Annotated in this window: 12 protein-coding genes; 6 read left to right on the forward strand and 6 right to left on the reverse strand. The window is 50.8% G+C overall.

Translation table 11 applies throughout. The features are described from left to right. Nucleotides 1–2: 2 nt before the first annotated feature. Entirely contained in the window at nt 3–1094 is a 1092-nt protein-coding gene (locus JL719_RS04995) for a phytoene/squalene synthase family protein (protein WP_033159605.1), read from the reverse strand. Between the two features lie 439 nt (nt 1095–1533). Between JL719_RS04995 and hpnH the strand changes: the two genes are divergently transcribed. Genes hpnH through JL719_RS05010 form a run of 3 tightly spaced genes read left to right on the forward strand, consistent with a single transcriptional unit; the run spans nt 1534 to nt 4330 of the window. Beyond that, nucleotides 1534–2637, forward strand: coding sequence for an adenosyl-hopene transferase HpnH (gene hpnH / locus JL719_RS05000; protein ID WP_033159604.1), 1104 nt, complete (start codon nt 1534–1536; stop codon nt 2635–2637). Nucleotides 2638–2683: 46 nt separating this feature from the next. Continuing rightward, entirely contained in the window at nt 2684–3289 is a 606-nt protein-coding gene (gene hpnM, locus JL719_RS05005) for a hopanoid biosynthesis-associated membrane protein HpnM (protein WP_026602012.1), read from the forward strand. A 21-nt stretch (nt 3290–3310) separates the two neighbouring features. Further along, nucleotides 3311–4330 carry an MlaA family lipoprotein gene (locus JL719_RS05010; protein ID WP_033159603.1) on the forward strand — a complete coding sequence of 340 codons (1020 nt, stop codon included), beginning with the start codon at nt 3311–3313 and terminating at the stop codon, nt 4328–4330. 42 nt (nt 4331–4372) lie between these two features. Here the strand turns inward: JL719_RS05010 and JL719_RS05015 are convergent, their stop codons facing one another. From JL719_RS05015 to JL719_RS05030, 4 genes are all read right to left on the reverse strand, one after another. Further along, nucleotides 4373–4888 carry an adenine phosphoribosyltransferase gene (locus JL719_RS05015; RefSeq protein WP_033159602.1) on the reverse strand — a complete coding sequence of 172 codons (516 nt, stop codon included), beginning with the start codon at nt 4886–4888 and terminating at the stop codon, nt 4373–4375. 15 nt (nt 4889–4903) lie between these two features. Beyond that, nucleotides 4904–6763 (reverse strand): 1-deoxy-D-xylulose-5-phosphate synthase, encoded by a 1860-nt coding sequence (gene dxs / locus JL719_RS05020; protein ID WP_129871349.1) that lies wholly within the window; start codon nt 6761–6763, stop codon nt 4904–4906. A gap of 118 nt (nt 6764–6881) precedes the next feature. Then, entirely contained in the window at nt 6882–7775 is an 894-nt protein-coding gene (gene ispA, locus JL719_RS05025; RefSeq protein ID WP_033157107.1) for a (2E,6E)-farnesyl diphosphate synthase, read from the reverse strand. After that, nucleotides 7768–8001 carry an exodeoxyribonuclease VII small subunit gene (locus JL719_RS05030; RefSeq protein WP_033157106.1) on the reverse strand — a complete coding sequence of 78 codons (234 nt, stop codon included), beginning with the start codon at nt 7999–8001 and terminating at the stop codon, nt 7768–7770. The genes ispA and JL719_RS05030 overlap by 8 nt, the downstream gene beginning before the upstream one ends. 676 nt (nt 8002–8677) lie before the next feature. On the opposite strand from JL719_RS05030, the gene JL719_RS05035 reads away from it, so the two are divergent. Beyond that, a complete protein-coding gene (locus JL719_RS05035; protein ID WP_033157105.1) occupies nt 8678–9175 on the forward strand; it encodes a phage tail protein in 498 nt (165 codons plus the stop codon). 234 nt (nt 9176–9409) lie between these two features. After that, entirely contained in the window at nt 9410–11299 is a 1890-nt protein-coding gene (gene parE / locus JL719_RS05040; protein WP_033157104.1) for a DNA topoisomerase IV subunit B, read from the forward strand. Between the two features lie 44 nt (nt 11300–11343). On the opposite strand, the gene JL719_RS05045 is transcribed toward parE, so the two are convergent. Next, nucleotides 11344–11856, reverse strand: coding sequence for a hypothetical protein (locus JL719_RS05045; protein WP_033157103.1), 513 nt, complete (start codon nt 11854–11856; stop codon nt 11344–11346). 242 nt (nt 11857–12098) lie between these two features. Between JL719_RS05045 and JL719_RS05050 the strand changes: the two genes are divergently transcribed. After that, nucleotides 12099–12938, forward strand: a complete 840-nt coding sequence (locus JL719_RS05050) for a CvfB family protein (protein WP_033157102.1) — start codon at nt 12099–12101, stop codon at nt 12936–12938. Nucleotides 12939–12953: the final 15 nt, after the last annotated feature.

Genomic DNA, 12953 nt, shown 5'->3' on the forward strand with positions numbered 1-12953 from the left:
CCTTATTGTCCAGTGTGCGATATAGGTGAATAGTGCCAATCCGGCGATTTCAAATTACGGCTGGTCAGGTTAAACAGTAGGGATAGCAGCAAATTGCTGCGCACGGTCAATTTGGTCGCGACAATAGTGGCTTTCACACTATTACGGCTGATTTTGACCTGATTCGATTCGTTGAAATTAAGGTTTGCCTTGATTTTCTTCAAGGTCAGTACGGCCATACCCAGCGCCCAAAGGCAAAAGTTGCGGATGCCGGTTTCGTGGCTGGGCAGGAGTTGTGTGTAAGTTAATGCATTTTGCAAATGCCCGTGAGCGATAGCCACCAGATGGCTCAGGCCGAGGCGGAAACGCTCGTCGTCGGTTTCCGGCGTCAGCTCGGCCAGATTGAAACCGGTTTCGGTGAAAATGTCTTGCGGTAACCAGCATACGCCGCGTTTGGCGTCGTCCCAAATATCTTTCAGGATATTGGTCATTTGCAGACCTTGACCAAAGGAGACTGAGAGCCTCAATAGTTCTTCGCGATGCGCGGCTATTTCCGGAGAATAATGGCAGAACAACTTTGCCAACATCTCACCGACGCAGCCGGCTACGTAGTAGCAGTAGTCGTCCATGTCTTTCAGGGTTTTCAAACCGGCATGTAAATCCAACGCCTGATAGACCGGCATGCCGTTCGCCATCGTTTCCACGCAACACGCCAGGGCTTCTATTTGCGGAGCGTCCAGTGAGCGGGTTATGGCAATCACGCGAGGCACCAGCTGGATCAGGCTATGTTCGGCCGGAATGGTTTGCTCAGAGAGCAGTGGAGCCAGCTCGGCGCTGAATACATCTGCGTTATTGCCGGTCTTGACTATGTCTATAAAAGCGCTGCAAAAGTATTTCTTTTGTTCGGCACTAAGGGATATTTCGTCTTCTATGGTGTCGACAATCCGGCATAGCAAATAAGCATTCGCCACAGCCGGATACAGTTCATCCGGGAGTTGCGGGATAGTTAGCGCAAACGTGCGCGACACGCCTTCAAGCAAGGTGGCTTGCAGTTCGGCGTCGGCTAGTTGTCTGAGCAACTCCGGATTATTGATTAGTGTTTGAGATCCGTTCATCTGTATCAAGGCTAACTATTAGTTGCCCAAATGATAGACTGTTTGTTGGTGTTTTGCAAAGTGATGTTGCTTTATGGCAAATTTGTCGAAATGGTGCTGGCAAAAGCAATATATGAGTTCATGTTTCTGATCTTTGTTGTTGTTTTAGAAAAATAATTATGGTTTTTTAGGGGTTAGGCTTTTTTGTGGTTGCTAAGCGGCTTTGTGTGGCTTTCAGGAAATGTGCGCATGTTCTTGTTGTTTTTTGCGTATTTTATCTGGAGTATGTTGTTGGAAAGTGGTATTCTGACCACATCTAATTGTGCGCCTCGAGCCTAATTGATGGTCTAAATTGGCCGCAGCAGGTGTCACTTCTAGGATGGTTATCGGTTTGCGGCTGTTGTTTTTTTGTAACAGCTGTGGTCGCTGGATGTCGTGATAGTTTTTGGAGAATAATGCTGTGAGTGTTCCTTTACGTCAGCAATTGGCTGTAGGTAGTTATCTGATCAAGCAAAAGATCAAAGGTGTAAAAAAGTATCCTTTGGTTTTGATGCTGGAGCCCCTGTTCAGATGCAATTTAGCATGCGCGGGCTGCGGTAAAATCGATTATCCCGATGATATTCTCGACAAGCGGCTTTCTGTTGAGGAGTGTTTGGCTGCGGTTGATGAATGCGGCGCACCGATGGTGTCCATTCCAGGCGGCGAACCCTTGATTCATAAAGAAATGCCGCAGATTGTGGCCGGTATCGTTGCTAGAAAGAAGTTTGTTTATCTTTGCACCAATGCCTTGCTGTTAAGAAAACGAATTAACGATTACACGCCATCGCCTTATTTGACCTTTTCCGTGCATCTGGATGGTTTAAAAGAGCGGCATGATACTTCCGTTTGCCAGGAAGGCGTTTTCGACATCGCTGTCGAAGCGATCAAATTAGCCTTGAGTAAAGGTTTCAGGGTTACCGTCAACTGCACCCTGTTCCAAGGTGAAACCCCGGAAGAAGTGGCGGAGTTTTTGGATTACGCGATGGAGTTGGGTGTAGAGGGCGTCACTATTGCGCCTGGATTCAGCTACGAGCGCGCGCCTAAGCAGGACGTGTTTATTAAAGGTCTTGACGTTAAAAACCTGTTTCGCGGTATTTTCAAAATCGGCAAGAACCGTAAGTGGAAATTGAACCATTCGTCGCTGTATTTGGATTATCTGGCCGGCAATCAGAATTACGACTGTACGCCATGGGGTAATCCAACGCGCAACGTATTCGGCTGGCAAAAACCTTGCTATTTGTTGGCTGACGAAGGTAATGCTAATTCTTTTCAAGAGTTGCTGGATGACACGCCTTGGGACAAATACGGCACCGTGAAAAACCCTAAGTGCGCTAACTGCATGGCGCATTGCGGCTATGAGGCAACGGCGGTTGAGGATACCTTGGCGCATCCATTGAAAGCACTTTGGGCTGCGGTGCGCGGTCCCAAAACCTCCGGTGAAATGGTTGCCGAAAAGCAGCCGGAGTTTATTGCTTCTTTCAAAAAATCGGCAATTTCCGAGATTCCAGTAAAAGTAGAGTCTTAAGACGAACCCAGGAAGTCATCCTCATTAACAGGTTTTCATAACGGCTATGTTTAAAAAATTGTATTTCGGTCTTAGTTTGCTAATGCTTGTCTGTCTGTCTTCCTTAGCTAATGCTGAAGAGATTTCTGCGCGTCAGGTTGTCGAAGAGTTTCAAAATCAGCTGCTGAGCGTAATGAAAGCCGGCAAAGAGCTTGGCTTTCAAGGGCGCTACGACAAACTGGATGTGGCGGTAAAAAAGAGCCATGATTTGCCTAAAATCGCCAGAATCGTGGTGGGCAAGCAATGGGAAGAGTTGACAACGGAGCAGCAGAATAAACTGGAAAGCGTATTCAGCAAGCTTAGTGTGTCGGCATATGCTCATAACTTTAAAGACTATTCGGGCGAATCGTTTACCTTTGCTTCTGAAGAGGAGACCGGTAGGGGGGGTGTGGTGATTCATACCAACTTGCATATTCCCGGCGAAAAGGATGTCAAGTTCGATTATATGATGAAGAAAAAAGACGATGGCTGGCAAATTATCAATATAATAGCCGATGGCGTCAGTGATTTGGCATTGAAAAGATCGGATTACACTAGTGTATTAAGCCGTGATGGTTTTGATGCCTTGATCGTTAAAATCACTGAGAAAATTGAAAGTTACGCAAAGCAATAAGTTTGTTAGGAATCGTCAGTAATGTATAGCCCTCGTTATCAAGGCAGCAGCCAGGCATCCCTGTTTTGGGTGGTGTTATTTTCAAGCGCATTATCGGTAACCGGGTGTGCTACCACGGATAAGCATCCGGTCGATGCTAACAGAGCGTCTAAAGCTAAGTCAGACGCAGCGGATCCTTACGAAGGTTTTAATCGCTCCATGTACGGTTTTAACATGGGCTTGGATAAGCATTTGCTGAAGCCCATCGCTAATGGTTACAAGACTGTAACCCCCAATTTCATGCAAACTGGAGTCAGCAACTTTTTTACCAATCTTAAAGGTATCAATGTTGTTTTGAACGATGTTCTGCAAGGTAAGTTTGAACAAGGTGCTTCTGATACTGGGCGATTCTTGACCAATTCCACGGTTGGTTTGCTCGGTTTATTTGATGTGGCCAGCGACTTGGGATTGCAAAGCAATGTTGAAGATTTTGGTCAAACACTCGCGGTCTGGGGTGTCGATCAAGGCCCCTACTTGGTATTGCCGGTTTTGGGGCCGACTACTGTGCGTGATGGCGCGGCAATTGTGGTGGATAAAGCCGCCAATCCAGGAACTTACGTGCCGGGGACGGGTATTGTCGAGGGTATTAACGACAGAGCAAATGCCGAAGGTGCGTTGAATTTTATCGACGAAGCGGCGTTGGATCCTTATGTCTTTACCCGCGAGTCATTTTTGCAATACCGCAAAAACTTGATCAATGACGGTAAGAGTAATTCGACTGACTATGATCTTGACATAGACGCGGATGTCGATGTCGGCGAAATTTCTTCAGCAAAGCCTAAAGAAGCTAACGCGACGCAAAAACCAAAAGCCGATACGGCTAAAAAACTACCCGGCCACGTGCAAAATAGCATTGAGGTAGGTCCTGGCAGCGCAAAGGCAGGTAGCGCTGCGTTCGATAGCATGTCCAAATCGTTCGATAATGCTGCTTTGGAATTTGAAAAAGCCTCGGACAAAATGGACCAAATGAGTAAAAAAAAAAGACCGCTTAAGCGCCGTTAATTTTGTTTGAAGAGACGCAGGGAAGCGTCTCCGTAGTATTTCTCAGTAATGCAATAAGGAATGCACTTCGTAGTTCCCCAGTTTTTCCCGCCCTTGCAAGAAGTCCAGTTCCACCACAAAAGCGCAGGCTACCACGGTAGCGCCCAGCTTTTCGATCAGTTCGCAACTAGCCTTGGCGGTGCCGCCAGTGGCCAATAGATCGTCGATCAACAACACCTTGTCGTTACTGTCCACTGCATCGATATGCACTTCCAGTTCAGCCAAGCCGTATTCCAGGTCGTAAGAAACGCTTTGTACATCATAAGGTAGTTTGCCGGGTTTGCGGAGTGGGATAAACGGAATACCCAGTTCCCAGGCCACCAGCGAACCGAAAATAAAGCCGCGTGCTTCCATGCCGGCCACTGCGGTGATGTCGCGGCCTAAGAAAGGATGTAGCAGTTGATGGACCGCTAGACGTAATGTGGCTGGGTCTTTGACCAGTGGTGTTATATCTTTGAAGATAATGCCGGGTTTTGGAAAATCCGGAATATCCCGAATCTTGTTTCTCAATCTCTCCATTTCTAACCTCCAGATTTACGCACAAACCGCCTGAATCTTAGCCAAGATACCCTTAGTATCCAGGCCGCATAATGCCAGCAATTCCTCGCGACTACCTTGCTCGACGAAGCGATCCGGCAGGCCGATGTTCAACACCGGCATCAGAATGTTCTGTGCCTGCAAGAACTCGTTCACCGCACTGCCGGCACCGCCGGCAATCACGTTCTCTTCAACCGTGACGATCACGTCATGGCTTTTCGCCAGCTCTAGAATCAAGGCTTCATCCAGCGGTTTCACAAAGCGCATATTCACCACCGTCGCGCCCAGCTGCTTGCCGGCTTCCACTGACGGTGTCACCATACTGCCCCAGGCCAGAATCGCAATGCGGCTGCCTTGATGGCGGATTTCGCCTTTGCCGATGGGGAGTTCGGTCAAGGCCTTATCGACCGTGGCCCCCGGCCCCTTGCCGCGCGGATAGCGCACCGAGGCCGGGCCTTTGTGCTTGAAACCGGTGGTCAGCATCTGCCGGCACTCGTTCTCATCGGCCGGCGCCATCACCAGCATATTCGGAATACAGCGCATATAACTATAATCAAACGCCCCGGCATGGGTCGGACCGTCCGGCCCCACGAGACCCGCTCGATCCAGGGCAAACAGCACATCCAGATTCTGCAAAGCGACATCGTGGATTAACTGATCGTAAGCGCGTTGTAAAAACGTCGAATAAATCGCCACCACCGGCTTGGCCCCCTGACAGGCTTGACCGGCCGCCAAGGTCACCGCATGTTGCTCGGCAATCGCCACATCGAAATAGCGTTTCGGAAACTGCTGGGAAAACGCCACCAAGCCCGAGCCTTCGCGCATCGCTGGGGTAATCCCTAACAGCCGCTCATCCTGCTTGGCCATATCGCACAACCAAGTGCCGAACACTTCCGTATAGGTCGGGTGTGGCGAAGGCGCGGCTTTAGGTAAATAATCCTTGCTCGGATCGAAAGCCGGCACCCCGTGATACGCCAACGGATCTTTCTCCGCCGGTGCATAGCCTTTGCCTTTCTTGGTGACCACATGCAAAAACACCGGCCCGGATAAATCCTTCAACTTTTCTAAAGTCGAAACCAGCATCTCCACATCGTGGCCGTCGATCGGCCCGAAATAATTAAAGCCCAACTCCTCGAACAAAGTACCCGGCACAATCATGCCCTTCACATGCTCTTCTGTCTTACGGGCCAGTTCCCACACCGACGGCATACTAGCCAAGGCCTTCTTACTCTCTTCCCGTACCGACGAATAAAACTTGCTCGACAACACCTTGGTCAGATAATTATTCATCGCCCCCACCGGCGGTGAAATCGACATATCGTTATCGTTCAGAATCACCAACAGATTGGCATTCACATCGCCGGCATGATTCATCGCCTCATAGGCCATCCCGCCGGTGATCGAACCGTCGCCGATGATCGCTACCATCTTCTTGTCTTCCCCGCGTAACTGCGAAGCAATCGCCATGCCCAGGGCCGCGCTGATCGACGTCGACGAATGACCGACCCCAAACGCATCGTACTCGCTCTCCGTCCGGCACGGAAACGCCGACACCCCGCCCAAGGTGCGAATCGTCGGCATCCGCTCTTTCCGCCCCGTCAAAATCTTATGCGGATAAGCCTGATGGCCCACATCCCACACCAACTGATCCGAAGGCGTATCGAACACATAATGCAGCGCCACCGTCAGTTCCACCGTGCCCAGGCCAGCCGAGAAATGGCCGCCGGAGATACTGACGGTATGGGTCAGATAGCGACGCAACTCATCGGCCAGCGGCTCCAGTTGTTCAGGCTTCAGGGCCCGAACGTCGGCGGGGGTCTGGATGGTGTCTAGGAGCGGGAAATCAGAGGCTGTCATGGGTTAAAAAATTCCTTTATATGTTTGCGCCGCAATATTCCGCGCCAGCCCAGTAGACGCAAGCGGAAAACCGGAAGGATTGTGGCGCAAGAAGTATAAATCGTGCAGTTCGCTACGCTTAGTGTGTACGTTCGATGATATACAGCGACAAATCGCGTAACAAATCCGCTTCGCTGCCAAAGCCGGCTAGGCTGGCGACGGCTTGTTCATGCAGCTCCTGAGCTTTTTCCTTGGCGCCGGCCATTCCCAACAGTGCCGGGTAAGTCGGTTTGTCGTTATCGACATCTTTCCCTTGGGTTTTACCCAGTGTAGCGGTGTCGCTTTCAACATCCAGAATATCGTCTTTGACTTGAAAGGATAGGCCTATGCATTTGGCGTAGTGATCCAGTTTTTTTGCGACTTCGGCATCGAGATCCGGTTTGGATAGCGAAGCCAGATTGACGCTGGCGCGAATCAACGCGCCGGTCTTGTGGATGTGCATGTTTTCCAGTTCCGGCAGAGTCAGCTTGCGGCCGACAGAACCCAAGTCGATGGCTTGGCCGCCAACCATGCCTTGCGAGCCGCTGGCGCGGGTCAATGCCGCGATCATTTTGACTCGGGCTTCCGCGCCCGCTTGAATGGCTGGGTCGTTGGCTAATATGTCAAAGGCCAGTGCTTGCAAGGCATCGCCTGCCAAAATCGCAGTGGCTTCATCGTAAGCCTTATGACAAGTCGGTTTGCCGCGGCGTAAGTCGTCGTTGTCCATCGCCGGCAAATCGTCATGAATTAAAGAGTAAACATGGATAAATTCCACCGCGCAAGCCTGAGCGTCCAGCTGGTCTTCACTCAAGCCCAAGGCTTGGCCGGTGGCATAAGTCAGCAACGGGCGAGTGCGTTTGCCGCCGTCCAGTACGCTGTAACGCATGGCTTGATGCAAGGTTTGCGGCAGAATGTTCTCGCCGGGTAGCCGGGCGTCCAACGCCCGTTCGACGCGGTTCTGGCAGGCGGTAAGGTAGGCTTTTAAGTTACTCATCGGTGAATGGCTCCAAAGTTTGCTGGCCGTTTTTTTCTAATAAAATTTGGACTTTCTGCTCGGCGTCTTGCAGTGCTTGCTGGCAGGTACGAGTTAGTCTGATGCCGCGTTCGAAGGATTTTAAGGATTCTTCCAGGGAAATATCGCCGCGTTCCATCAGCTCGACCAATTTCTCCAGTTCTTCCATCGCTTCCTCAAATTGGGATGCGTTTTTACGTCTCGACATATTATAAAGTGGCTTGCGGTGCTCAAAAAATGACCAAGCATTATAGTATGAATTGCTCTGCCATTGAGTTTGGATTGCATCTGTTGTTTTCGATTTAGTGGCAGCAATTCGGTTCGTTCAGTTGTTCGCTAATACTGAGGCGTCAGCGGCTGCAGTTACAGTGACATTTTTGAGGTTGCCCAGGTTTGCCTGGATTCCAAGGCTCCAGCTTCCCGAGCCATTCACGTGCTCCGAACCTAAACACTTAGCGGGGGGGCATCCGAAATGTCACGTTGCAATTATCCCTATCCCGTGTCCACCTGAACCGCTCTCCGCTTACGCCCTTATGCGATAGCTTTTACGCCGCTCGGTACGAACCGTTCGCAAGCCAGACCAATTAACCTTTCGAAGTTTTACGATATTTCGTGCAAAAAACGATATGCCGTGGGCGATAGGCTGTATTAGCGGTGCTGTTTGTCGATGGCGGTTTAAAAATAATTGTTTTTATTCAATGGTTTATTTTGTTGTTACTTGGGTTTTTGGAAAGTGGCATTCCATTTGCCATTACAAGTCGAAGTTCATCGATTTTTACGACAGATTGTTTAAACATCGGATCGGTGGCTTTCTTCTAAACCAAATTATCGAACCGTTCGGCCGCCGTTTAGGCGCACCGAATCAAACTTTTTGAGGATATATCATGAAAACAACCAGCCGTTTTATCAGCGTTTTATTCGGTGCAGTCGTGGTCTCGTCAGCCAGCGGCGGCGCCGTTGAGAATGTCATAGACAATTCCGCCCCGTTGGTTTATTACGAATTCAGCGCCGGAGGAGTCACCACTTATTTCACCGATTGCAAAGGCATGGGTTCGCAGAACGAAGTGGAGCAAACCAGGGTTAGTGCGCGGGGAGAGAACCTTACAGTTAAGATACCCGGACGCTTATCGGCTAAAAATATTACCTGCAGTAAAGGTTTGACCAAGTCGATGGATCTCTGGACTTGGCGACAACAGTTTGTCAGCGGTAGGTCGGGCCGGTCGCGGGTCGATGCGACGCTGATAGCCTATGACCAGGCGATGACGCCCATCGCGGAGTGGAGCTTCAATGGCTTGTGGCCTGCTGCTATCGATTTCAACGAAACAACGTCCGGCAAAGAAACCATTGTGTTCGCCGTCGACCAAGTTCTACGTATGCGCTGATCGAAACCGGGGCTGGCGCCAAACAGTTGGCTTGTCGTCAAAAATCGGTGGCGGCGCCCTGGAAAACGGCGTGGGTCCGGCTTTTCCAGTGCTTAGGTAATTTCAGATGGCGCTTACGGAAGTCGAGGCATGGTGAGCCGGTTGATGAGGACCGGTGTTCCGGAGCCTCTCTGGCGCGCGTTGCTGACATATAATGGTCAGCCGACACACTGTTATTTCCTATTACGAGACATCATGACCCAAGAATATAACGCGGCCGCCATAGAAGTACTGAGCGGCCTGGACCCGGTGCGCAAGCGCCCCGGTATGTATACCGATACAACCCGCCCCAACCATTTGGTGCAGGAAGTGGTGGACAACAGCGTGGACGAAGCCTTGGCCGGCCACGCCGATACCATCAATGTTGTACTCTATAAAGACGGCTCGGTGCGGGTGGATGATAACGGCCGCGGCATGCCGGTGGACATACATCCCGAGCAGGGCATTCCCGGCGTGGAAGTGATCCTGACCCAACTGCATGCCGGCGGTAAATTCTCCAACAAAAATTATCAATTTTCCGGCGGTCTGCACGGTGTCGGTGTGTCGGTAGTGAATGCCCTGTCGGAAAAACTGCTGGTTGAGATCAAGCGTGGCGGCGGTGTTTATCAAATGGCGTTCGCCGGCGGCGACAAGGTTGGCGAGCTGCAGCAAAGCGGTACGGTCGGTAAAAACAACACCGGTACTAGCGTGCATTTTTGGCCGGACGGTAAATATTTCGATTCCAATCGGGTATCGGTCAGCAAGCTGAAACATGTGTTGCGCGCCAAGGCCGTGTTGTGTCCGGGCTTGAAAATTATTTTAAATTCCGAACTCAGCGACGAACAATTCGAATGGTGCTACCAGAACGGCTTGCAGGAATATCTGCTGGACCGGGTCGGCGACGCCGAAATCTTTCCGCAACCGCCGTTCATGGCCAACATGGCGGCCAGCAACGAAGCGGTGGAGTGGGGCATAGTTTGGACGCCGGACAGTTTGCCGGAAACCATCGCCGAAAGTTATGTGAATCTGGTGCCGACTGCCCAAGGCGGTACTCACGTCAACGGCTTGCGCGCCGGCTTGACCGAAGCGATGCGTGAGTTTCTGGATTTTCGCAATCTATTACCGCGCGGGGTGAAAATTGCCCCGGAAGACGTTTGGGAAAGCTGCCATTTTGTATTGTCGGTAAAACTGGAAGACCCGCAGTTTTCCGGGCAAACCAAGGAGAGGCTGAGTTCGCGCGAATGCGTGACCTTTGTATCCGGCGTCGCCAAGGATACGTTCAGCCTGTGGCTGAATCAGCATCCGCAGGAAGGCGAAAAGATCGCCGAAATCATCCTGGCTAGCGCCCAGAAACGCCTTAGAGCAGGCAAAAAAATCGTCCGCAAGAAAATCACCAGCGGCCCGGCTTTGCCCGGCAAACTGGCGGATTGTTCCGGACAGGACTTGAGTCGCACCGAACTGTTTTTGGTCGAGGGCGATTCGGCCGGCGGCTCGGCCAAGCAGGCGCGGGACCGAGAATTCCAGGCCATCATGCCGTTGCGCGGTAAAATTCTGAACACCTGGGAAGTCGATTCCGGCGAGGTGATGGCATCTCAGGAGGTACACGACATCGCGGTGGCGCTGGGTATAGAGCCGGACAGCAACGACCTGCAAAATCTGCGTTACGGCAAGATCTGCATCCTGGCCGATGCCGATTCCGACGGTAACCACATTGCGACTCTGATTTGCGCGCTGTTTTACCAGCATTTCAATGCCTTGGTCAGAGCAGGGCATGTGTTCGTCGCCATGCCGCCGCTGTACCGGATCGATGTCGGCAAGAAGGTATTTTACGCGCTGGACGAATCGGAGCGCTTGGGCGTGTTGGCGCGCATCGAAGCCGAGAAACTCACCGGCAAGATCAACATCCAGCGCTTTAAAGGCTTGGGCGAGATGAATCCCTCGCAATTGCGGGAAACCACGATGAATCCCGACACCCGCCGCCTGGTGCAGTTAACGGTAGCCGAAAACGACGATACCCGCGAACAGATGGATCTGTTATTGGCGAAGAAGCGTGCCGGCGATAGGAAAAGCTGGCTGGAAGATCGGGGTAACTTAGCGCAAATATAAGCGACACTCTGGCCGGAGTTAGAGGGCTCCGGCTGGCTTGACCGTCAAATATCCATCAACAGCATTGGAATGCCGTAGGTCAGTATGAAGTAACTAAATGCGTAAACTACGCTGACGCTGGTTGGGTAACTGAAGAAAGCCCGAAAAATATAGCTGACGATAGAGATATACCAGACAACCAAAAACACCGCGATGCCTATGCCAATTTCTTCGCGGTAGATATGGTGTTGCAATACCAGCCAATAGTCGAGAGCCTCGGCAGCGACAGCCAAGGTCATGATGAAATTCTCGCAGACGAAAATCGAGGTATACAGCTGATTAAAACAGCCCCATTTTTTTTCCATCAGCAATAAGATCGCCACCGAGCCGAAAGCCATGACGGTGCGGCCCAAAACTTCCAATGTGCCGTCCGCCGGATCGGAGATCAAGCCTTCAACAATCATCCCGGAAATCAGATAGAACGCCACGTTTTTCCACATAAACGAGTTGGGCGGGACTAACTCGGAGGGGTTGTTCAGAAACCAGCAAGAGGATAGATACTTCAGCAGTAGATTCATAGTCGACACTTATATTCGATAAAAGCAGGTTTTATCGAATTGAAAAAACCGTCCATTATAGACGGGCGCTAGCATAACGGGGTTTTGACTTCGTTTTAGGTGCGTATTTGGAGTATAAGGTGCCGCCGTTTAAGGAGATGCAGCCTGCGGTTTTACCGATTCGTTTGTATAATAGCCCTTCATTTCTCCGCGTGTGGCCAGCAAGTGCCAACGCTCATGCCCAATCAAACTCCGGAACCTTCATGATCGAACTAGGCAAATTCAACACTTTAACCGTCGTCAGCCAACGTGATAATCAGTATGGTCTGGATGGTGGGGCGCTTGGCGAGATTGGCTTGGCGGACAAAGATGCTGCGGATAATCTAAAGGTTGGCGATACTGTAAACGCCTTTGTCTTCATTGACGGTAAGAATCAAACTATCGCTACCCTGCAAACGCCGCTTGCGCAAGTCGATCAGGTAGCTTGGTTAAAATGTATATCGCTCAGCCATGCCGGTGCGTTTTTGGGATGGGGATTGCCCAAGGATTTGTTGTTACCGTTCAGCGAACAGAAGGGGAAAGTCGTCGAAGGCCGTTCTTATCTGGTGCGTCTGTTTTTAGACGAAAACAACCGCATCGCCGCCACGATGATTTTGGACGATTTCATTCAGGATCAGGCGTTTTATTACAAAGACGGTCAGGCGGTGCAACTCATTATCGCCGACGAAACCGACTTGGGTTTTAAAGCGGTGGTGGATAATCAATATTGGGGCGTGTTGTATAAAAGCGAGACTTTTCAGCCCTTGCAAAAAGGCCAGTCATTGACCGGCTATATTAAAAAAGTCCGCCCCGACAATAAGCTGGATTTGGTCTTGAGCCAGGAAAAATACGGCCAGAAAGTCGATGCCACGTCTGAGAAGATTTTGACGATACTGGCGAAGCGCGGTGGTTATGTGGCGCTAACCGACAAAAGTGCGCCGGAGATTATTTACGACACCTTTGGCGTCAGTAAAAAAGTCTTCAAGCAGGCCATAGGCGGCTTGTATAAACAACGGCGGATCGTCATCGAAGAAACCGGTATCCGTTTGGTCGATCAAGCTTAAAGAAAATGGAGAGAC

The sequence above is a fragment of the Methylomonas sp. LW13 genome, assembly GCF_016865255.1.
GTDB lineage: Bacteria > Pseudomonadota > Gammaproteobacteria > Methylococcales > Methylomonadaceae > Methylomonas.